Genomic DNA, 21,932 nt, shown 5'->3' with positions numbered 1-21,932 from the left:
TCGAAATCCACTGAGGGAAAAGTGATGTTAAGGATAACAATTCAGGCGCAGTGCTGGCTATGCCAACAGCCGCTGCATCTTGCGCGGCACGGCATCTGTAGCGTTTGCGTCAAATACCTCCCCGTGCCGCCGCCCTGCTGCCCGCGCTGCGGCCTATCCAGCAGCCACGCCAAACTCGACTGCGGGCGCTGCCTGCGCAAGCCGCCGCCGTGGGACGCCTTGGTGCAAGTGAGTGACTACATTGCGCCACTCAGCGGCTTAGTGATGCGTCTGAAATTCGCCAAACAGCCCGAGCTGGCCATACCGCTCGCCAGGCTGCTGCTGTTTCGCTGGCTGGCGCGGTTTCGGGCCGGCGAGTTGGTTCGCCCGGATATTTTGCTCAGCGTGCCTTTACATCGCCGACGCTACTTTGGACGTGGCTATAACCAGAGCGAATTGCTGGCCGCGCCGCTGGCTCACTGGTTGCAATGCCAATTTCACCCCTATGCTTTGCAGCGAATTCGCGCCACGCCGCCGCAGCAACGGCTTTCCGAATCAGCACGAAAAATGAATCTACGCCGAGCCTTTATTTGCCGCGAAAACTTCCACGGCAAGCATGTTGCGCTGCTTGATGATGTTGTTACAACGGGTAGCACATTATGTGAAATCAGTAAGTTACTGAGAAATCAGGGGATTGCCTCGCTACAGATTTGGTGCGTTTGTCGCACCTTGTAGTCGGCTAAGTAAAGGGCGTATTATAACCAACTGGAGTAGTCAACTATTGAGCCAATGTTATGATTCTTATTACCGATGCTGCCCAAGCGCACTTTGCCAAACTGTTGGCAAGCCAAGAAGAAGGCACCCAGATCCGCGTATTCGTGATCAACCCCGGTACGCCGACCGCGGAGTGCGGTGTGTCCTACTGCCCACCTGACGCGGTGGAAGCAACGGATACTGAATTGAAATTCGAAAAGCTGTCCGCTTACATCGACGAGCTGAGCAAGCCTTATCTGGCTGATGCTGAAATCGACTTTGTTACCGACCAGCTTGGCTCACAGCTCACGCTGAAAGCCCCTAATGCGAAAATGCGTAAAGTTTCTGACGACGCGCCGCTGATGGAACGCGTTGAATATCAACTGCAATCTCGTATCAACCCACAGCTTGCCAGCCACGGCGGCCGCGTCTCTCTGATGGAAATCACCGATGACGGCATCGCGGTTCTGCAATTCGGCGGCGGCTGTAACGGCTGTTCAATGATTGATGTCACCCTGAAAGACGGCATCGAGAAAGAACTGCTGGAAAACTTCCCAGAGCTGAAAGGCGTTCGTGACCTGACCGAACACCAGCGCGGCGAGCACTCGTTCTACTAATAGAACAGCTTGCCAAGGCTAGAAAACAGAAGGGTTCAGCTAAGTTGAACCCTTTTTTCATGCCTTTTTGCGCCTTCGGTCCAAATCCTTTATCAGCCGATTGACCCACTCGTCGCTAAACATCTCCTCGAGGCTGTGAGTCAGTTTGCGCTGCCAGTTGGGGTATTCCGTATTGGTGCCGGGCACGTTGACCGGCGTCGCCATGTCCAGCCAATCTTCAGGTTGCAGGCCCAGTAAGGCGCTGGCGCTGCCCGCCAGATATCGCTGCAAACCGCGATTTAACGCTGGGGTCATCGACATCCGGCTGGCCTGTTTTCCGACGCTTTTCGCTACGCAGCCCTGACGATGCAACGCATCCAGCAGGTTCTGCTTATTGGTTTCCCGCTCGGCGCGCAGCCGCGCCAGCACGCTGGCATCCGGGTAAATCCCCAGCTTCTCACCGAGCGTGAGATCGCCCCCTTCCCAATAGCCGCGCAGAGTCGGTAAATCATGAGTGGTTACCGTGGCCATCGCCTGCGTGATGTACTCTCCCGGCGCGCGATAAACGCCTTTTTTCTCCTGCTCGAAATAGAGCACTTTGTAGGAGTAAACGCCGCTGTCGCGCAGGCTGGCGACAATCTCTTGCGGCACGATACCCAAATCTTCGCCAATCACCATGCACCGGTGGCGCTGGCTTTCTAAGGCCAGCACGCCGAGCAGGTCTTGCAGGGGATAACGCACATAAGCCCCTTTCGCCGCATGTTCGTGGGCGGGGATCCACCACAGCCGCAGCAGCCCCATCACGTGATCGATGCGCAGCGCACCGCACTGCGACATATTGGCGCGCAGTAAATCGATAAATGGCTGATAGGCGCGCTCTTGCATTACGTGGGGATCTATCGGCGGAAGCCCCCAGTTCTGCCCCTGCGGCCCGAGCAGGTCCGGCGGCGCGCCGACCGTCGCCCGCAAACAGTAGAGGTTGGGGTCAGACCAGGTTTCAGCCCCGCCCTCGGCCACGCCAACGGCCAAATCGCGGTATAAACCTATGGGCATTCCCAGCTCAACGCTGGTTTCATAACAGTCAGAAAATTGCTCGTGGGCTAACCACTGCAACCATAAATAGAACTCTACTTCGTCGGCGTAGCGCTCGCGAAAAGCCACCACGTCGGGGCTGTTAATGTCGCGGTAGGTTTCCGGCCACACAGGCCAGCCCCACAGGCCCAAGTCCAAATCCCGCAGATGAATATGCAGGGCGTCGAAAACAGCAAGCTGATACAGACTTTCGCCGCCCAAATGAACAAAACTGCGAAAGTCACGCTTGCGCTGACTGGCCTCCGGCGTGTCGACAAAGGTCTTCCACGCCAGTTTTAGCCCGTCAGATTTCAGCTTCATCACTTGCGCATAGTCGACATATTCCCGGCTGCGCGCCTGATGCAGCGCATCGCGGGTTTCCGGTTCTCTCCACCAGCTCTGGGCTTCTTCGCTTTCAATAAATTCAGGCACTTGGCTAACATCAATATAAGTGACGTTCAGCCAGCGCCGCGACGATGGGCTGTAGGGGCTGGCGCTAAGCGGGTTGGCCGGATAGAGCGCATGAATTGGGTTGAGGCCAATAAATGCCCCGCCGCGCTGGGCGACCTGCTCCAGCATCTGCTTGAGGTCGCCGAAATCCCCCACGCCCCAGTTCTTTTCTGACCTGAGGGTGTAAAGCTGAACCGTCGCGCCCCAAAGCTTCTCGCCATTGAGTACGGCCTGCGGCTCGTAACAGCGAGACGGCGCGATAATGATGCGACAGCCCCACTGTTTCTTGCCGTGGCTGAGGGTTAACTGGTGATACCCCGTCGGCAGGTTTTTCGGCAAACGCAGCGGCTGGTTGGCGACATGCTCCCCGGAGGAAACATCGCCATTTTCCAAGGTTAGCTGCCAGTGCAAATCCGACGAATATTGCGGCGCTAGCTCCACCGGCTGGTGCTCATGAAACACCAGCACGGCGGGCAGTGGCGACGCCGAGCTAAGATCCTGCTCGGCGCGCCCCATGGCGGAGAGCAGCGCCTGCTTGGTTTCATCAGAAACTGACTGCACTTCATCCTGCATATTGATAAAACTGTCTACAATACCTGCCTGCTGTGCCGCGTGTTCGAGTTGCTTGCCCTCCATTCCTGCTCCTACCGTTTGGCCTGCCAGATGCGTTGCTGATAATCGTGAATCGAGCGGTCGGCGCTAAACATGCCGACGCGAGCCGTGTTGAGAATAGCGCGGCGGGTCCACTCGTCGGCGTCGCGGTAAAGTGCATCGACGTTTTTCTGCGCCTCGCAATAGGCAGCAAAATCGGCCAGTACCAGATAAGGGTCGCCGCCCTCTTTGAAGCTATTAAGCATCAAATCAAAAGCGTGTTTATCCCCTTTGGTGAAGAAGCCGTTGGCGAGTTCGTCGAGAATGGCTTTGAGATGTTTATCCTTTTTCACCACGCTCTGCGGTTTATAGCCTTTCTTTTGCAGCGCCTTAACGCCATCAACGTCCAGACCAAAGATAAAGATATTCTCATCCCCCACCTGCTCGGCAATCTCAACATTGGCGCCGTCCAGCGTGCCGATCGTCAGCGCACCGTTGAGCGCCAGCTTCATGTTGCCGGTGCCCGACGCCTCTTTACCGGCGGTGGAAATCTGCTCTGAGACATCGGCGGCCGGGATCATCAACTCCGCCACCGACACAGAATAGTCGGGGATAAACACCACTTTCAGGCGATCGCCGACGATCGGATCGTTGTTGATCGCCTCGGCAACTTGATTGATGGCATAGATGATGTTTTTCGCCAAGTAGTAGCCCGGAGCGGCTTTCGCGCCGAACAGGAAAACGCGGGGGACGATATCCAGTTTTGGATTCTCGCGAATTTGCTTATACAGCGACAAGATGTGCAGCAGATTCAGATGCTGGCGTTTGTACTCATGCAGGCGCTTAATCTGCACGTCAAAGATGGCGTTCGGATTGAGTTTGATCCCCAGCCGCTGCCAGACGTACTCGGCAAGGCGCACTTTATTGTCATGCTTTATCTTGCGGTACTCTTTGCAGAATTTTTTGTCTTTTACGCCGCTTTCCAGCTGCTTTAGCAAGCTGAGATCGGTCACCCACGCGTCCGTCTCAAGACGCTTATCGATCAGCGCCGAAAGCGCCGGATTACACTGTTTAATCCAGCGGCGCGGCGTGATGCCGTTGGTGACATTGTGGAATTTTTCCGGCCACAGCTGGTGATACTCGGGGAACAGGTCTTTCACCACTAAATCAGAATGCAGCGCGGCGACGCCGTTGACGGCAAACCCGGCCACCACGCACAGGTTCGCCATGCGCACCTGCTTGTCATGATGAACCGCCAGTTTGGCCCACACCTGTTCGTCGCCCGGCCACTGTTTGTCGACCACTTTCTTAAAGTTGGCGTTGATCTGTTTGATTATCTGGAAGTGTCGCGGCAGCAGGCTGCGCACCAGCTTTTCATCCCAGGTTTCTAGCGCTTCTGGCATCAATGTGTGGTTGGTATAAGCAAAGGTGCGGCTGGTGATGTGCCAGGCATCATCCCAGCTAAGCTGGTGCTCATCGAGCAGCACACGCAGCATTTCGGGGATGGCGATGGTGGGGTGGGTGTCGTTGAGCTGAATCACCTCATAGTCCGGCAGTTCGGCAATTTTCCGCCCAAGGAAGTGGTGGCGGCGCAGCATATCGCCCACCGAGCAGGCGCACTGGAAATATTGCTGCATCAGGCGCAGGCGTTTGCCGGCCTGATGGTTATCATTGGGGTACAGCACTTTGGTCAGTTTGGCGGCATCCACGCCCTGTTGTTCGGCTTTAAGAAACTCACCGTCGTTGAATTTCTCCAAATCAAAGGGGTGCGGGTGGGTGGCTTCCCACAGGCGCAGCGGCTGGGTGACGCCGTTGCGATAGCCAATCACCGGCAAGTCCCAAGCCTCGCCACGCAGGGTAAACTCCGGCTCCCAGCGGCTAACGCCGGCATCGTTCTTGACGATTTTCCCGCCGATACCCACGCTGACGGCCAGCGAGCTGTTGTGGCGGAACCACGGATATTGGTTGCGATGCCAATCGTCCGGCGACTCTTTCTGCTGCCCATCGACAAAGCGTTGGCGGAACAAACCGTATTGATAGTTCAACCCATAGCCAATCGCAGGCTGGCCGACGGAGGCCATGGCGTCGAGGTAGCAGGCGGCCAATCGCCCCAAGCCCCCATTGCCCAGAGCCGGGTCAATTTCCTCTTCCAGCAAGTCGCTGAGGTTAATATCAAACTGCTTCAGCACGTCAGCGACGGTGTCGAACCAACCTAGGTTAATCAGGTTGTTACCCGTCAAACGCCCCACCAAAAACTCCATGGAAATGTAGTTCACATGGCGCGTTATCTTCTGGCGCTTTTTGCTGGCGGGAACGGTGTCGTTTTGGGGGGGAAGCTGTTCGGCGACGGCGGCGCTAACGGCATGCCACCATTGATGTAAAGTCATGTCCTTGGCGGAAGTGAGCCCGAAGGCTTGCCATTGGCGGGTTAGCGCCGCCAAAAAAACGTCCTGCTTGAGAGTGGGCTTGGTCATAAGGCAGCTCTTTCCTTTTCGTTACACTACGGGAGAAGAAGTCTGTTCTGCATGAAAGCGAAATCTGTGATCTGGGATCAACTATAGGTATAAACCCAATAGGACAAAAAAGCTCATCGCGAGGGCGCGATAAGCTTAGGGATTTGTTGGTAAATATTACGGCTGGAGGCCAAGCAACAGCGCTAATTCTGGCCGTAATAAGCGTCCGGGCCATGTTTGCGAGTAAAATGTTTGTTCAGAAGATAGTCATCCATCGGCGGTAATTGCCGGTTAAGGGTGCCGGTTATCCACGCCATTTTTGCCACTTCTTCCAGCACCACGGCATTGTGTACCGCCATTTCAGGCGTGGTTCCCCAGCAGAAGGGGCCATGCTGCGAAACCAGAATGCCGGGCATATGCAAGGGGTCAGCGTCCCCCAGCGTTTCGGCAATCACGTGGCCCGTTTCCAGCTCATATTCACCCGTCACTTCAGCTCGGCTGAGTGGTCGAGTACAGGGGATCGCCCCCGCGAAGTAGTCAGCATGAGTGGTACCCAGCGCGGGAATAGGTGCATTGGCCTGCGCCCATGAAGTGGCATAGGTTGAGTGCGTGTGAACAATGCCGCCCAGCTCTGGGTAACGGGCATAGAGCGCGAGATGGGTTGCCGTGTCAGAAGAAGGTTTGAAATGCCCTTCGACCACATCACCCAGCATATTCACCACTACCATGTCGTCGGCACTCATCACTTCATACTCTACGCCGCTGGGTTTGATCACCATCAGGCCGGAGGTCCGGTCGATGCCGCTGACATTGCCCCAAGTAAAGGTGACTAAACCCCGCGCAGGCAGCGCCATATTGGCGTCGAAAACCTGTCTTTTCAGTTGCTCTAACATACTGCGGCCTCCACGTTTAACCCGGCTTTCTGCATTTTATCTACCACCCATGCGCGAGCTTCGCGCACCTCTTTAACTGGGTCGATCGCGGTTTCGCTCCACATTTCAATCAAATAGGGGCCGCGATAGCCGGTGTCGAGCAGCGTCTTGAAGCAGCGTTCGAACTCCACCACGCCTTGGCCGAAAGGCACATTTTTAAACACGCCCTGCTGAGTGTCTTTAACGTGTACCGCCACGATATGGCCTGCGCCACTCGCCAGTTCCATTTGCACGTCGTTATCCCACGCCGATAAGTTGCCGATGTCGGGATAGAGCTGGAACCACGGATTGTTCAGATAGTGGGCGTAGCCTAAAGCTTTGCTAATGGAATTCATCAGCGGGTAATCCATGATTTCCATCGCCAGCGTGACCTGCGCGCGGCTTGCCATCTCCACGGCCTCTTTCAGGCCAGCGCGGAAACGCTCGCGGGTGTGGTCATTGGCTTCCTGATAATAGACGTCGTAGCCCGCAAGCTGGATAACTCGAATGCCAAGGTCCTGCGCCAGCACGATGGCTTTACGCATGACCTCCAGCCCCTGCGCGCGGGTGGCATCATCTTCGGACCCAAGTGGGAAACGGCGATGCGCACTGAGGCACATGGAAGGAATGCGAACACCGGTGCGGGCAACGGCATCTACCACCGCCATTCGCTGTTCGCGACTCCAGTCCAGCCGCGCCAATCGGTGATCGCTTTCATCGACCGACATTTCGACGAAATCAAAGCCTAGCTCTTTGGCCATTTTCAGGCGTGCGAACCAGTCTTCCCCCGCAGGCAGGGCCTTTTCATAAATACCGAGTGGAACGGCTTTGTGCATCATTGCGCTGTCCTTAGCCCCAAAGCTGGCTGATTGATTTTTTGAACTGGCGAGCGGCCTCGACCGGGTCTTTCGCATCACGAATACTGCGACCAGCGATAAAGACGTGCACCGGGATATCTTTAAACAGCGGCAGATCTTCCAGCGCCAGACCACCGGTGATGGTGACTTTAAAGCCCATGCTGGACAGGCGTTGAATTGCCGTAATATCGGCATCGCTCCAGGCTACGCCGGCGGCCTGTGCGTCACGGCTGCGGTGATACACCACTTGCTGAATTCCGGCAGCGCGCCACTCCTGAGCCTGTTCCCACGTCCAGTAGCCTGTCAGTTCAATTTGCACGTCGCCGCCAAACTCTTTTGCGACTTCCAACGCGCCCTTGGTGGTATTGATGTCAGCACAGCAGATAACCGTCACCCAATCGGCATTGGCTTCAAAGCACATGCGCGACAAAATTTTCCCTGCGTCAGCAATTTTGGCATCGGCTAATACGATTTTTTCTGGATACAGTGCTTTCAAATCACGGACGGCGCGAACCCCTTCCGCCACGCACAAAATGGTACCCACTTCGATAATGTCGACTTCATTAGCTATCAGGCGCGTGGTTTTGTAGGCGTCATCCATCGACTGGTTATCAAGCGCAACCTGCAACATCGGTAATGTTTTAGACATGGTATGTTCCCTTTACATTGAGTCAGTCAACGCAGCCTCAGAAGCTGCGGAGGTTTTATCTATTAAATCCAGCACTTGTTGAGCCGTGGTGCAGGCACGCAAGCGATCAAAGTTCTCTTCGTCTTCAAACAGGTTCACCACCTGCATAATGCCGACTTCTTGATGGGCATTGGCATCCACCGCCGCGAGGGTGATCAGGATGTCTACCGGATCGTTGTCCTCATGGTTGAAGACCAGAGGTGTTTTCAAGGTGACCAGCGCAAAGCCGGTTTTGAGTACGCCCTCTTCAGGGCGGCCGTGCGGCATCGCCAGACCGGGCGCAATCACGAAATAAGGGCCGAAACGCTCCACGCCATCGAGAATGGCTTGGTAGTAGCGCGGTTCAACCACGCCAGCCTCTACCAGCATATCCACCCCGATTTTCACCGCCTCCTGCCAAGTCTCAGCGTCGGCGTTCAGGCGAATCGAGTCATTTTCAGCCAGAGAATCACGTAATTTCATGGCGCTCTCCTTACTTCTTCAGATCGCTGGCGAAGTGCGCGTTAATCACTTCCATCACTTTCGGACCAAAATCTGCCGCAGAAAGCATATTGCGCACGCCGACAACGTATTTGTTGCCGCTCACGGTGATTTCATCAGCTACGTGGGTTGAAGCCACGATGATATCCGCCCCGCTCAGTTCAGATTTGTACTCACCCACTGCGCAGCTGTTCATGGTGTGGTCAACACCCTCTTGAGTGAGGAACTGGCCAATTTTCATTTTCATGATCATTGAACTGCCTTGCCCACAACCGCATACCGCTAGAATTCGTACTGTCATGTGAAAATCTCCGGTCAATGTGAAATAGATGAATAAGAGTGTGTAACTTAGTGAGAAGCAGGCTGATTAAGTGCCTGTTTTTCAGCATCTTCTTCGGCGCGCAGAGTGCGACCGGCGAAGAACATATAAAGAAGTGCGACCACCACGATGACGCCCATAAAGGCCATGCCGATACTGAAGAAGCCCTGCATCAGTGGCGGTGCCAGAATTGACCAGTCGGCCATGCCCATCCAGGCACTCAGGCCAGTCAGTTTGATTGCCCAGACGCAGCCGAAGATCTCCAACATGCCCATCACCAGACAGATTTTTAACGCCGCGCGCCAGCCGCCAAAGTGATTCGCAAACACGCCAATGGTGGCATTGGAGAAGAACATCGGGATAAAGCCAGGAATGATCATGATGGATGAGCCGAGCGCGAACAGGATGCCCACGGCGATCAGCTGCCCGATGGTGCCCCACATAAAGCCCCAAACCACGGCGTTGGGCGCGAAGCTGTAAATTGCCGCGCAGTCGATAGCTAAAACCGCACCGGGAATTAAGCGTTGGGAGATGCCGTTAAAGGCTTCGGTTAATTCAGCGACGAACATGCGCACGCCCTGAATAATGATGAAAATAGCGACCGCAAACATCAGGCCCGTTTGCAGGATATAGATAGTCCAGTGGGTTTTACCGGCCATCAGTTGCAAGGTATCAAGCCCAAACGAGCAGAGGATGATGCCGAAGAAAATCGTCATCACGATGGCCGTCGAGACGATATTGTCATGGAAGATATTCAACCAGCCCGGCAGCTTGAGGTTCTCGACGCTGTCTTCTTTTTTACCCAGATAAGGGGCGATTTTATAAGCAATCCATGAGGCGAATTGCTGCTGGTGCCCAATCGAGAAGCCGCTGTTTTCCGTCACGGCCTGAGTGGGTTTGTACATCATGTTGGAGGTAATGCCCCAGTAGAGCGAGACCAGAAACGCCGTCGCCCAAATGGTGGTCCACATCGGGTACCCCATCACAAAGAAGAACACGGCGATAAGCCCGGCCTGCTGGAACATGATGTGGCCGGTCAGCATGATGGTGCGAATGCCCGTAATACGGCGGAAAACGACATACAGAATGTTGAGAGCCAGGGCGATTAGTACGGCATAGCCCACCCAGCTGTAGGCTTCACCCATTCTTTCAACCGTTGCCATCATTGAGGCGTAGGTGTCAGAAATGGCGCCATTAATGCCATACACTTCAGAAAGCTTGGCAACCACGGGTTTGAACGTGCTGGTCAAAATCCCCGAGCCGGCCTGTAGCAACATAAAACCGATGATGGTTTTGATGGTGCCCTTGATGACGACACTCACGCTTTTCCTAAGCAGGATGTAGCCCAGCATGGTGACAATACCCAGCAGCAGCGGGGCATTGGTCATGACTTGATTAAAAAATACGGTGAATACGGTGTAGAGGAATTCCATAAGACTCTCCGTTAACCTTCGAGAGACACGCTTTGAGAAGATCACGCAAAGCGATAGTCACAAATACTGTAAGGACGGATGCACAGTAACGCTCACAATAAATCATTAAAAGATTGAAGATGATTATTTGTGATACTCCTCGCAAGATATCCGCTTCAAGAATATCCACGATAAAACAAAAATTACATTTAAAGCTTTAAATTCATAAAGATATAACAATAACCAGCAATTACCTCAGTCAGTTAACTCTTGGCTTTCAAGCTCAAAGGTTGGCTCGACCAACAGATAAACTCTCAAAACCCATCTTGTATCGATGATTTATTGGTGCTAAGTTCTGCGCATAGCAATCATATGTAATCACCAAAAATCATTCAGACTAAAAATATCGACACATTGGTGTCATGAAGAGGGTCAAACCATGAGTAAAGTTCAAAGCATTACCCGCGAGTCGTGGATACTGAATACTTTCCCAGAGTGGGGAACCTGGCTTAATGAAGAGATTGAGCAAGAGCGCGTCGCGCCGGGGACCTTCGCGATGTGGTGGCTCGGCTGTACCGGGATCTGGTTGAAATCAGAGGGTGGGGCGAATATTTGCGTCGATTTATGGTGCGGCGTGGGCAAGCAAAATCACAGCAGCCCGCTGATGAAAACCGGCCATCAGATGCAGCGTATGGCGGGGGTGAAAAAGCTCCAGCCGAACCTGCGCACCACGCCATTTGTGCTTGATCCCTTTGCTATTAGAGAGATCGACGCCGTGCTCTCTACCCACGATCATAACGATCACATTGACGTTAACGTCGCCGCCGCCGTCATGCAGAATTGCTCATCAGACGTGCCGTTTATCGGCCCACAGACCTGCGTGGATCTCTGGATGAGCTGGGGCGTACCGGCTGAACGCTGCATCGTGATGACCCCGGGCAAAGTGGTGAAAATCAAAGATGTGGAAATCCACGCGCTGGACTCCTTCGACCGCACCGTGCTAATCACGCTGCCAGCAGACCAAAAAGCCGAAGGCGTGTTGCCAGATATGATGGACAAACGCGCGGTGAACTACCTGTTCAAAACGCCAGGCGGCAATCTGTACCATAGCGGCGACTCCCACTATTCCAACTATTTCGCCAAACATGGCAATGAGCATCAGGTGGACGTAGCGCTCGGCTCTTATGGCGAAAACCCGCGTGGCGTAACGGATAAAATGACCAGCGTTGATATTTTGCGGATGGCAGAATCTCTTAAAACTCAGGTAGTTATCCCCTTCCACCATGATATTTGGTCAAACTTCCAGGCTGACCCGCAAGAAATCCGCATGCTGTGGAATATGAAAAAAGACCGACTGAAATATGACTTTAAGCCATTTATTTGGCAGGTTGGCGGCAAATTTACTTATCCAAATGATAAAGATAATTTCGAATACCACTACCCGCGTGGCTTCGATGACTGCTTCACTTCTGAAACAGATTTACCTTTCAAATCATTCCTTTAATCATATTGGATACAGGCAGGGGCGACCTCCCTGCCTTTTCCAACAAAGAGGTGTAACAAAACTAAGGGTGTATGAATGATTGAATCACTCGATTATAATCACGCAATAATCATTTCCCTTGCGGAGCAATCATGACTGAACCCCAACGTCACAACGCGATCCTTAACCTCTTACAACGTAAGGGCCAGATCTCTGTCTCCGATGTGATCGACAGCTTCGATATTTCTCCGGCCACCGCGCGCCGTGATATCACCAAACTCAATGAGCTGGGGAAATTGCGCAAAGTTCGCAACGGTGCCGAAGCCGTCAGTTCGCCACGGGAGAACTGGACGCCGCTCAATATCCACCAGACTCACAATCTCGATGAGAAAAAACGCATCGCTCAGGCGGCAGCGCAGCTCTGCGAACCGGGTGAAAGTGTAGTGATCAACTGTGGCTCGACGGCATTTCTGCTGGGCCGCGAAATGTGTGGCAAAGATATTCAGGTGATCACCAACTATCTGCCACTGGCTAACTACCTGATTGAGCAAGAGCACGAAAGCGTGGTCATCATGGGTGGGCAGTACAACAAGAGTCAGTCCATCACCCTCGCGCCACAAGATGGCGATGCGAGCCTGTATGCCGGGCACTGGATGTTCACCAGCGGCGCGGGCCTGACCACCGACGGCCTGTATAAAACCGACATGCTGACCGCCATGGCCGAACAGAAAATGCTCAATTACGTCGGCAAGCTGGCAGTTCTGGTTGATAGCAGCAAAGTCGGCCAGCGCGCGGGAATGCTATTTAGCCGCACCGAGCAAATCGATGTGCTGATCACCGGCAAGGAGGCGGACGTTGAAATCCTTGAACAATTGCGTCAAAAAGGCGTGAGAGTGATTCTGGTTTAAGTCTTAACCCTGTGGTTTGTCTGGTCTTGGTGAGCAAATAATTAGGTAGAATATGCCGATAACTGATTATTGAGGCTCGCCAGAATGGAACAATTTGAATCGATCAGCGTTGAACAAGCGCACACCCGCCTGAAACAGGGCGACGCGGTCATGGTAGATATCCGCGACCCGCAAAGCTTTGGTGCGGCCCATGCTCCGGGGGCATTCCACCTCAGCAATGAAAGCATGCTGGCGTTTATGGAACGCGCCGACACCAAAACCCCAGTGATGGTGATGTGCTATCACGGCATTAGCAGCCGCGGCGCCGCGCAATACCTGCTGACTCAGGGTTTTGAATCGGTTTATAGCATCGACGGCGGTTTCGAAGCCTGGTCAAACACCTTCCCTCAGGATGTAGAAGCCTAATCTCCCCTGCTTCCCCATTCGGCTGAGTCGCCGGTCACCCCAAATATTCCCCCAGTTTAAGTCGCTGCCAATATGGCGGCGGCTTCTCTACATATAACGAACACGTGTGGCGCTGGGGATATATCGTTTGGTTTGGTCCTGAGTGCCAAATGTTCTTAAGCGAAAACAGCTACTGCTTATAAGTATTGATATAATTTATCCCTGATTTTTACAGGATATGAAGATGAAACATCTGGAAAACACCCGCCAATTGGGTATGCGTACGCTTGCCGTGCACGCGGGTCAACAGCCTGACCCTTTAACTGGCGCGATCACTACGCCAATCACCGCGACCTCATCTTTCTCTTACGATGACTTTGACAGCGGCGCGCGTCGCTTCAGCGGCGAAGAGCCGGGCTACTCCTATAGCCGTTTCGCAAACCCAACCGTGGCGGTTGTTGAGCAGAAAATGGCGGCGCTGGAAGGCGGCGAAAGTGCCGTGGCCTGTGCCAGCGGCATGGCGGCCATCAGCGCCGTGCTGTTTGCCCTGCTGTCGCCGGGCGATGAGATCATCCACGTGGGTACGCTGTATGGCGGCACCGAGGGTGTGATCCGCAACCTGCTGCCGCGCTACGGCATCAAACCGATTTACGTGGCGGACACCAAAGATCTGCAAGCCGCCCTGACGCCGCAGACCAAAATGGTGTTTGTGGAAACCCCAGCCAACCCCGTTTTGGGTATTGCCGATATTGCAGAAATTGCCCGTATCGCCAAGCAGGCTGGTGCTGTCAGCGTGGTGGATAACACCTTCGCCACCCCTTACCTGACCCGTCCGTTAGATATGGGGATCGACATCTCCCTGCACTCCGCCACCAAATATATCAGCGGTCACGGCGACGCCACCGGCGGTATCGTGGTGGGTAGCAAAGCGCTGATCGACCCAATTCGCGTGCTGTGTCTGAAGCAGTTCGGCGGCTGTTTAAGCCCGTTCGAAGCCGCTTTATTGATCCGTGGTTTGAAAACGCTGCCACTGCGCGTTGAAGCCAGCTCCGTCGGCGCGGCGCATATTGCCGAAGTACTGCATGCGCATCCGGCGGTGTCGCAGGTGTTCTATCCGGGGCTGAAAAGCCATCCGGGCCATGAGATTGCAGCGCGTCAGATGAAACTGTTCGGCGGCATCATGGCAATTGAACTGCGCGGCGGCCGTGAAGCAGCGCGCACCTTCCTCGACAAGCTGACGCTGATCACTCAGGCCGTTTCCGTCGGCGATACCGACTCTCTGGCATGTCACCCGGCAACCACTACGCACAGCGCGGTTTCGCCAGAAGTCCGCCGTCTGAGCGGCATCACTGACGGCTTGGTGCGCATCAGTATTGGCATCGAAGATGTGGAAGATCTGGTGGCAGACCTTGAGCAGGCGCTCGAAGGTCTGTAACAGGCTTTAGTCTTCTTTCAGGTTCGAAAAACGCTCGGCCAGCAGGTCGAGCAGTGCCCTGACGGAAGGCAAAAGTCCTCGTCGTGACGCGAAAACCGCATGAATAATTTCGCGTCGCGGCTGCCAACCCTGCAGCACCTGTATCAGCTCCCCTCGGGCAATCTGCTCCGTCAGCATCATGGTCGGCAACTGCACAATCCCTACGCCAGCCACCGCCGCAGCCCGCAATGCAGGCATACTGCGCGTCACTAAACGCGGCTGATGGCGAATCGCCGCCTGCTCGCCGTCCGGCCCATTCAACGTCCAAACGTGGTCGTTTTGCGGCACGCCCAAATCCAAGCTTGGCCAACCGATAAGATCAGCGGGAGTCAAGGGTAATCCCTGTTTTTCCAATAGCTTGGGGCTGGCCACTAAGCACTGCGCACGGTCCGCCAATACGCGCATCACCAGCTCACTGTCTTCCAGCGGCGGCGGCCGAACGCGGATCGCCACGTCAATGCCCTCTCCTACCACATCAACACGCCGATTGGTGGCTTCCAGATGCACATCCACCAGCGGGTACTGCACCATAAACTCGGCCAGCATCTCACCCACCCGCGAATCCAGCAGCGCCACCGGGCAGGTCACTCGCACCACGCCACGCGGCTCGGCGTAGCGCAGAGCAATAGCTTCGTCCGCCGCCTCGGCCTCAATCAGCATTGCGCGGCAATGCTGATAGTAAACCTGCCCCACCTCGGTGACGGTAAAACGCCGGGTGGAACGCTGAATAAGCCGCGTCCCCAGCCTCTCCTCAAGCAGCGCAATGCGTCGGCTCAGCTTGGATTTCGGCATGCCCAAGGCGCGCCCGGCTGGCGAGAAGCCGCGATGATTCACCACTTCGACAAAATAATAGAGATCGTTCAAATCGCGCATCGCGCTCTCCATATCGTTCTATTAATAGAACACTGCGGACAATTTTAGCATCTACCGGACCAATCGTTGCAGATCTATCATCTTTCCATCAGCCAAGGCAACGTCGTTTTGGCCCCCTTTTTTGACTGGAGATGATGATGAAGAAAATCCTCGGCACGTATAGCGCACCGCGCCAGCACTGGGTTGGCGATGGCTTCCCGGTCCGTTCGATGTTCAGTTATGGCAGCCACGGCAAGCATGTCAGTCCGTTCCTGCTGCTCGACTACGCGGGTCCGGCGCAGTTCACCCCAAACGATGGCCAGCCGCGCGGCGTCGGGCAGCACCCGCACCGTGGCTTTGAGACGGTCACCATCGTCTATCAAGGTGAAGTGCAACATCGCGACTCCACCGGCGCGGGCGGCGTTATCGGCCCTGGCGACGTACAGTGGATGACCGCCGGTTCGGGCATTTTGCACGAAGAGTTCCATTCCGAGGCCTTCTCCCGCCAGGGCGGTGGGCTGGAAATGGTGCAGCTGTGGGTCAATTTGCCCGCCAAAGACAAAATGACCCAGCCCGGCTACCAGACGCTGACCGACAAACACATTCCGGCGGTTAATTTGCCGGATAACGCCGGGTATCTGCGGGTGATTGCCGGGGAATTCGACGGCCAACGCGGCCCGGCGCATACCTTTTCGCCGCTGGACGTATGGGACGTGCGCATGACGCAAAACGGTAAGGCGCGTTTCGACGTTGCAGCAGGCAGAACCCTGATGCTGGTGATGCTGCACGGCACCTTGCTCATCAACGGCAATGACGTGGTACGCGAAGCGCAGTTGGTGCAGTTCGACCCGCAGGGCAGCAGCATTGAGCTGGAAGCCAATACCGACGCGGTGTTCTTGTTGCTCAGCGGCGAGCCTATTGATGAGCCAATCGTGGGCCACGGACCCTTCGTCATGAACACGCAGGAAGAGATCAGAGAGGCTATCGACGATTTCAACAGTGGCCGATTTGGTCAGATGCATTCCTAACCCGATGACGGGCGCTGGCAGCAGAATGCTGGCGCCACGTCTCAGGTTGGCTTAACGCCCTCGGGCATTTTTACCTCAAAGGAGTACCCCATGACCGTAGCTTACAAACGTTTGAACAAAGATGATGTCGCCGTGCTGTTAGTCGATCACCAAACCGGCCTGCTCTCTCTGGTGCGCGATATCGACCCGGATAAATTCAAAAATAACGTGCTGGCCTTGGCCGATATCGCCAGCTACTTCAAGCTGCCGACCATCTTAACCACCAGTTTTGAAGAGGGTCCAAACGGCCCGCTGGTGCCTGAGCTGAAAAGCCAGTTCCCAGATGCGCCCTATATCGCACGCCCTGGGCAGATTAATGCGTGGGATAACGAAGATTTCGTCAAAGCCATCAAAGCCACGGGCAAGAAACAGCTGCTGATCGCCGGCGTAGTCACCGAAGTGTGCGTGGCCTTCCCGGCGCTGTCCGCCATTGAGGAAGGCTTCGAGGTCTTCGTGGTCACCGATGCTTCCGGCACTTTCAATGAAATGACTCGCCATTCGGCATGGGATCGCATGTCCAATGCGGGCGCACAGCTGATGACCTGGTTCGGCGTGGCCTGTGAGCTACACCGCGACTGGCGTAACGATGTGGAAGGGCTGGGCGCGCTGTTCTCCAGCCACATTCCTGATTATCGCAACCTGATGACCAGCTACAGCAAACTGACGCAAAACAGCTGATTTCAAGGCGCAACAACTCTCCCGCAGGGACGCGGGAATTTTCTTCACTCTGTTATCCCTCCTGCATAATTTGATTTTTCGACAACAACCTTGTCCGCTGACGTTATAATCGACTCTCTAAACGCTGGCAGAAAAGGTTTACCCTACAAATGTCTTTTAAAAATCAAACTACTACAGGACCAGCTGAATAATATGGTGCGCATTCTCAGCCTGAACAACCCCCGCCTGGCGCTGGCCTTTGTCGATTACATGGCAACTCAAGGGATAAAACTGCAGGTCAAAAATGAAAGTCAGGAAGTGCAGATCTGGCTGGAAGATGAAGCCCGGCTACCGGAAGTCGAGCAGCAATTAGCCCTCTTTCTAGAAGACCCGCTGCATCCGCGCTATCAGGCGGCCAGCTGGCAGACCGGCAACACCGGCGCTAACCTCAGCTATCAGCATTACTCCTACTGGCAGCGCATTCGCAGTCAGGCAGGCCCGCTGACCATGGTGATGATGTTCTTGTGCATCGCGGTCTATATTCTGCAACAGATTTATGGCGACGAAAATGTCATGCGCACGCTGGCATGGCCGATGGACAGCAGCCAATATCTCGAGATTTGGCGCTGGTTCAGCCCGGCGCTGCTGCACTTCTCCCTGCTGCATATTCTGTTTAATCTACTGTGGTGGTGGTACCTCGGCGGCCCAGTGGAAAAGCGTCTGGGCACTGGCAAACTGTTCACTATTACCCTGGTTTCGGCACTGGTCAGCGGCTGGGGACAGTCACTTTTCAGCGGGATCTGGTTTGGCGGCTTATCCGGCGTAGTATATGCCCTGATGGGGTATGTCTGGCTGACCGGCGAGTTAAAACCGGAACGCGGTATTTCTCTGCCACGCGGACTAATGGTATTTTCCATTGCCTGGTTGGTGCTGGGCTATTTCAACGTGATGGGGCTGGCTATCGCCAATGCCGCGCACGTTTTCGGTCTGGTGCTTGGCCTGCTCATGGCCTTTGTTGACACCCGTACGTCACATAAAAAACAGAATTAGGGGATTTCGGTGAAACAGACACAACGCCATGATGCCATTATTGAACTGGTGCGCCAGCAGGGTTATGTGAGTACGGAAGAGCTGGTTGAGCACTTTGCCGTCAGCCCGCAGACCATCCGCCGCGACCTGAATGACCTCGCCGAGCAGAACAAAATTCATCGCCACCACGGCGGTGCTGCCCTGCCTTCCAGCTCGGTGAATGCCGCCTATCACGACCGTAAAATTATGTGGTCGGAAGAGAAAGCGCGCATCGCCCAGCGCGTCGCGGCGCAAATCCCCGACGGCGCGACGCTGTTTATTGATATCGGCACCACGCCGGAAGCCGTGGCCCACGCGCTGTTGAATCACAAAAACCTGCGCGTAGTGACCAACAACCTCAACGTTGCCACCCTGCTCACCGCCAAAGAGGATTTTCGTTTGATCCTCGCCGGTGGCGAAGTGCGCACCCGCGATGGCGGCATTATGGGCGAAGCGACGCTGGACTTTATCTCCCAGTTTCGTCTCGACTACGGCATTTTGGGCATCAGCGGCATCGACATGGATGGCTCACTGCTGGAGTTCGACTATCACGAAGTGCGCACCAAGCGCGCCATCATTGAGAATTCGCGCTGCGTAATGCTAGTGACCGACCACTCGAAATTTGGCCGTAACGCCATGGTAAACCTCGGCAACATGAGTCTGATTGACTATATGTTTACCGATCAGAAGCCGCCAGAAAGCGTGATGAAGCTGATTGAGAAGTACGACGTCCAGCTCGAACTCTGCTAAATCCGCCCTATCCGGACGTGCGCCCTGCGCGTCCGGCTCCCCGTTCCCCCTTCTTTATCGTCTTAAACGAGCAATTACGAAAAGCACCGCGCGAATTCCTGCCATCTTTGTCTATTCTTTAATCTGATTGCGCCAAATCGCCAAAATTATGTTACCTGCATCACGCCTAAATGTTTTTATTTGGTTAACGCTTGGCTTGTTTGCTGTTTCTCGATTACAATCATGAGCGAAAACGAACATAAAAGAGCTATTACGAACATCTGGAGGAAGATGACGTGGAAACCAAAGACTTGATCGTAATCGGTGGCGGTATCAATGGTACTGGCATCGCTACGGATGCGGCTGGCCGCGGGCTGTCCGTTCTGCTGCTGGAAGCGCAAGACTTGGCCTGCGCAACCTCTTCAGCTAGCTCAAAACTGATTCACGGTGGCCTGCGCTACCTCGAACATTATGAATTCCGCCTGGTCAGTGAAGCACTGGCCGAGCGCGAAGTGCTGCTGCGCCTTGCGCCACACATTGCCTTCCCAATGCGCTTCCGCCTGCCACACCAGCCTCACCTGCGCCCGGCCTGGATGATCCGCATCGGCCTGTTTATGTACGACCATTTGGGCAAACGTACCAGCCTGCCGTCCAGTAAAGGGCTGAAGTTTGGCGCGGATTCCGTGCTCAAGCCGGAGCTAACCAAAGGTTTCGAATACTCTGACTGCTGGGTTGATGATGCGCGTTTAGTCGTACTTAACGCTCAGGAAGTGGAAGAACGCGGCGGCGAAGTTCGTACTCGCACCCGAGTTACTCGCGCATGGCGCGAAGACGGCATGTGGATGGTGGAAGCCGAAGAAGTCGATACCGGCAAAACCTTCACCTGGCGCGCCAAAGGTCTGGTCAACGCGACTGGCCCTTGGGTGAAACACTTCTTCGACGACGGCCTGAAACTGAAATCGCCATACGGCATCCGCCTGATCAAAGGTAGCCATATCGTGGTGCCACGTGCGCACAATCAGCCGCAGGCCTATATTCTGCAAAACGAAGACCACCGTATTGTGTTCGTTATTCCATGGCTGGACGAGTTCTCGATCATCGGCACCACCGACGTGGAGTACCACGGCGATCCGAAAGACGTGCAGATCGACGAGAAAGAGACCAGCTATCTGCTGAAAGTGTATAACGACCACTTTAAGAAACAGCTGACCACCGAAGATATCGTCTGGAGCTACTCCGGCGTTCGCCCGCTGTGCGACGACGAATCAGATTCTCCACAGGCCGTGACTCGTGATTACACGTTGGACGTTCATGACCAAAACGGCAAAGCGCCGCTGCTGTCGGTGTTCGGCGGCAAACTCACCACTTACCGTAAGCTGGCTGAGCACGCGATGGAGAAACTGGGTAAATACTATTCGAAAGCAGGCCCGGCGTGGACCAAAAACGCCGTGCTGCCGGGTGGTAAACTCGGCGGTGACCGTGAAACTTACGCCGCCAATTTGCGTAACCGTTTCAAATGGTTGCCTGAGTCACTGGCCCGCCGCTATACCCACACTTACGGCAGCCAGACCGAGTTGTTTATCGCCGACGCTACCAGCCTTGAATCACTGGGCGAAGATTTCGGTCACGGTCTGTACGAAGCCGAGCTGCGCTATCTGGTTGAGAAAGAGTGGGTTTGCGAACTCGACGACGCCATCTGGCGCCGTACCAAGCTCGGCATGTGGCTGGACAAAGCCCAACAGGCGCGCGTCGCCGAGTGGCTGGCAGCCAATAAGCAGCAGAAGAAAGACATCTCGCTTGCCTCCTAATCACTGGGGCTAGCAAGCAAAAAGGCATCCAGATGGATGCCTTTTTTATCTCTGAGACAACAGCTAACTCGCCCGCTGGCTACGTTTCTCTCTTCTACGATCAACATGTGCTTCCCACCATTCGGGTTTATGGGTTGGTTGAATCTTACAGATATCCGCAATAGCGACAACGATGTTGCTAGACTGAACACCATCAACATGTTCCGATAATGATGCAGATACCTTCTGATGCATTGGATCAAGAATAAAATCCACGCCTTTGATTCGAGCATGCTTTGCAGCAGGAACAAAATCAGCATCTCCTGCAAGCAGGATAATGACATCCACCAGTTTTTCATGGGCCAAAATAGTGATATCCATCCCTAACTTTATATCGACGGCTTTTTGCTTATATTCATAATAGAAATCATCGTTGGTGAGTTCATTCCAACTTACTTCATTATTGATAAGTTGCTTCAACCTTCTTTCTTTTACCTGCCACTGGCCCGTTGTAGATAACACTCCCATTCTTAAAGCAGTTTTGCGATTACGCCTTAATTCTTCATGTAATTCATTGCGTAAAACATTTGGAGCATGGGCTTTAAAGTTTTTCGTAGAAGGTGTTTTATGGCCTTCAAGAGGAAGTGGAAATTTAATCTGCTTATCAAGAGGTGGGCAGTCATAATAATAGATACGATAAAGCGCGAGAGGCTCTAGCTCGGCATGTCTGCCGTGTGGGGAGTCCAAGTGAAATCTAACGATACGCCAAATGATTTTTACTAGCTGTGCCGCATCGATTGTCATTCCAGAAAAATGCTTTCTCAAAAAATAATCTATGCGGCGAATAAAATACCCGCCGTCGATCATAACTGCCGTTTTTTTCATTCTTATCAGTTCCTTTGATATGAAAAAGCCCAGAACCGTTGAGTAGATCCTAACTATTATCTACGAACAGTGCTGGGC

The 21,932-nt window shown here is 54.3% G+C and carries 21 protein-coding genes; 11 read left to right on the top strand and 10 right to left on the bottom strand.

The window, feature by feature from the left end; translation table 11 throughout:
- Positions 1–24: 24 nt before the first annotated feature.
- The gene (gene gntX / locus ACT3RR_RS12805; RefSeq protein ID WP_353503615.1) at positions 25–714 is read left to right on the top strand and encodes a DNA utilization protein GntX; all 690 of its coding nucleotides are present in this window, start codon (positions 25–27) and stop codon (positions 712–714) included.
- Between the two features lie 59 nt (positions 715–773).
- Complete coding sequence (gene nfuA / locus ACT3RR_RS12800; protein WP_353503616.1) at positions 774–1,349, top strand: Fe-S biogenesis protein NfuA; 576 nt, start codon at positions 774–776, stop codon at positions 1,347–1,349.
- A 57-nt stretch (positions 1,350–1,406) separates the two neighbouring features.
- Here nfuA and malQ read toward each other — a convergent pair whose 3' ends face one another.
- The 8 genes from malQ to ulaA form a co-directional block, all read right to left on the bottom strand.
- A complete protein-coding gene (malQ, locus tag ACT3RR_RS12795) occupies positions 1,407–3,485 on the bottom strand; it encodes a 4-alpha-glucanotransferase (protein WP_496200443.1) in 2,079 nt (692 codons plus the stop codon).
- Between the two features lie 8 nt (positions 3,486–3,493).
- On the bottom strand, positions 3,494–5,914 hold the full coding sequence (gene malP / locus ACT3RR_RS12790; RefSeq protein ID WP_496200442.1) for a maltodextrin phosphorylase: 2,421 nt from the start codon (positions 5,912–5,914) through the stop codon (positions 3,494–3,496).
- Between the two features lie 182 nt (positions 5,915–6,096).
- Entirely contained in the window at positions 6,097–6,786 is a 690-nt protein-coding gene (locus tag ACT3RR_RS12785) for an L-ribulose-5-phosphate 4-epimerase (RefSeq protein WP_185689053.1), read from the bottom strand.
- Positions 6,780–7,643, bottom strand: coding sequence for an L-ribulose-5-phosphate 3-epimerase (locus ACT3RR_RS12780; protein ID WP_154145688.1), 864 nt, complete (start codon positions 7,641–7,643; stop codon positions 6,780–6,782). The genes ACT3RR_RS12785 and ACT3RR_RS12780 overlap by 7 nt, the downstream gene beginning before the upstream one ends.
- A gap of 10 nt (positions 7,644–7,653) precedes the next feature.
- Positions 7,654–8,310, bottom strand: coding sequence for a 3-keto-L-gulonate-6-phosphate decarboxylase UlaD (locus ACT3RR_RS12775; protein WP_034793873.1), 657 nt, complete (start codon positions 8,308–8,310; stop codon positions 7,654–7,656).
- A gap of 12 nt (positions 8,311–8,322) precedes the next feature.
- Entirely contained in the window at positions 8,323–8,811 is a 489-nt protein-coding gene (gene ulaC / locus ACT3RR_RS12770; protein ID WP_034793876.1) for a PTS ascorbate transporter subunit IIA, read from the bottom strand.
- Between the two features lie 10 nt (positions 8,812–8,821).
- Positions 8,822–9,130 carry a PTS ascorbate transporter subunit IIB gene (ulaB, locus tag ACT3RR_RS12765; protein ID WP_034793878.1) on the bottom strand — a complete coding sequence of 103 codons (309 nt, stop codon included), beginning with the start codon at positions 9,128–9,130 and terminating at the stop codon, positions 8,822–8,824.
- 47 nt (positions 9,131–9,177) lie between these two features.
- Complete coding sequence (ulaA, locus tag ACT3RR_RS12760; protein ID WP_496200441.1) at positions 9,178–10,581, bottom strand: PTS ascorbate transporter subunit IIC; 1,404 nt, start codon at positions 10,579–10,581, stop codon at positions 9,178–9,180.
- Positions 10,582–10,999: 418 nt separating this feature from the next.
- Between ulaA and ulaG the strand changes: the two genes are divergently transcribed.
- The 4 genes from ulaG to ACT3RR_RS12740 all read left to right on the top strand — a co-directional run bounded on the left by ulaG (position 11,000) and on the right by ACT3RR_RS12740 (position 14,770).
- On the top strand, positions 11,000–12,064 hold the full coding sequence (gene ulaG, locus ACT3RR_RS12755) for an L-ascorbate 6-phosphate lactonase (protein WP_353503623.1): 1,065 nt from the start codon (positions 11,000–11,002) through the stop codon (positions 12,062–12,064).
- Positions 12,065–12,195: 131 nt separating this feature from the next.
- The gene (gene ulaR, locus ACT3RR_RS12750; protein ID WP_353503624.1) at positions 12,196–12,951 is read left to right on the top strand and encodes an HTH-type transcriptional regulator UlaR; all 756 of its coding nucleotides are present in this window, start codon (positions 12,196–12,198) and stop codon (positions 12,949–12,951) included.
- A gap of 84 nt (positions 12,952–13,035) precedes the next feature.
- Entirely contained in the window at positions 13,036–13,356 is a 321-nt protein-coding gene (gene glpE, locus ACT3RR_RS12745; RefSeq protein ID WP_034793888.1) for a thiosulfate sulfurtransferase GlpE, read from the top strand.
- A gap of 223 nt (positions 13,357–13,579) precedes the next feature.
- On the top strand, positions 13,580–14,770 hold the full coding sequence (locus tag ACT3RR_RS12740) for a trans-sulfuration enzyme family protein (RefSeq protein ID WP_353503625.1): 1,191 nt from the start codon (positions 13,580–13,582) through the stop codon (positions 14,768–14,770).
- Between the two features lie 6 nt (positions 14,771–14,776).
- Here the strand turns inward: ACT3RR_RS12740 and ACT3RR_RS12735 are convergent, their stop codons facing one another.
- On the bottom strand, positions 14,777–15,682 hold the full coding sequence (locus ACT3RR_RS12735; RefSeq protein WP_485903036.1) for a LysR family transcriptional regulator: 906 nt from the start codon (positions 15,680–15,682) through the stop codon (positions 14,777–14,779).
- Positions 15,683–15,819: 137 nt separating this feature from the next.
- Here ACT3RR_RS12735 and ACT3RR_RS12730 point away from each other — a divergent pair, with 137 nt between their 5' ends.
- From ACT3RR_RS12730 to glpD, 5 genes are all read left to right on the top strand, one after another.
- On the top strand, positions 15,820–16,689 hold the full coding sequence (locus ACT3RR_RS12730) for a pirin family protein (RefSeq protein ID WP_496200487.1): 870 nt from the start codon (positions 15,820–15,822) through the stop codon (positions 16,687–16,689).
- Positions 16,690–16,779: 90 nt separating this feature from the next.
- A complete protein-coding gene (ycaC, locus tag ACT3RR_RS12725) occupies positions 16,780–17,406 on the top strand; it encodes an isochorismate family cysteine hydrolase YcaC (protein ID WP_496200440.1) in 627 nt (208 codons plus the stop codon).
- A gap of 192 nt (positions 17,407–17,598) precedes the next feature.
- Positions 17,599–18,435, top strand: coding sequence for a rhomboid family intramembrane serine protease GlpG (gene glpG, locus ACT3RR_RS12720; protein WP_485903034.1), 837 nt, complete (start codon positions 17,599–17,601; stop codon positions 18,433–18,435).
- A gap of 9 nt (positions 18,436–18,444) precedes the next feature.
- Positions 18,445–19,203 carry a DeoR/GlpR family transcriptional regulator gene (locus ACT3RR_RS12715; protein WP_034793903.1) on the top strand — a complete coding sequence of 253 codons (759 nt, stop codon included), beginning with the start codon at positions 18,445–18,447 and terminating at the stop codon, positions 19,201–19,203.
- A gap of 275 nt (positions 19,204–19,478) precedes the next feature.
- Positions 19,479–20,990, top strand: coding sequence for a glycerol-3-phosphate dehydrogenase (gene glpD / locus ACT3RR_RS12710; RefSeq protein ID WP_496200439.1), 1,512 nt, complete (start codon positions 19,479–19,481; stop codon positions 20,988–20,990).
- 63 nt (positions 20,991–21,053) lie between these two features.
- Here glpD and ACT3RR_RS12705 read toward each other — a convergent pair whose 3' ends face one another.
- A complete protein-coding gene (locus ACT3RR_RS12705) occupies positions 21,054–21,854 on the bottom strand; it encodes an NYN domain-containing protein (RefSeq protein WP_496200438.1) in 801 nt (266 codons plus the stop codon).
- Positions 21,855–21,932: the final 78 nt, after the last annotated feature.

The sequence above is a fragment of the Ewingella sp. AOP8-B2-18 genome, from assembly GCF_052376015.1.
GTDB lineage: Bacteria > Pseudomonadota > Gammaproteobacteria > Enterobacterales > Enterobacteriaceae > Ewingella > Ewingella allii.
This window is presented reverse-complemented; position numbering and strand designations above follow the sequence as displayed.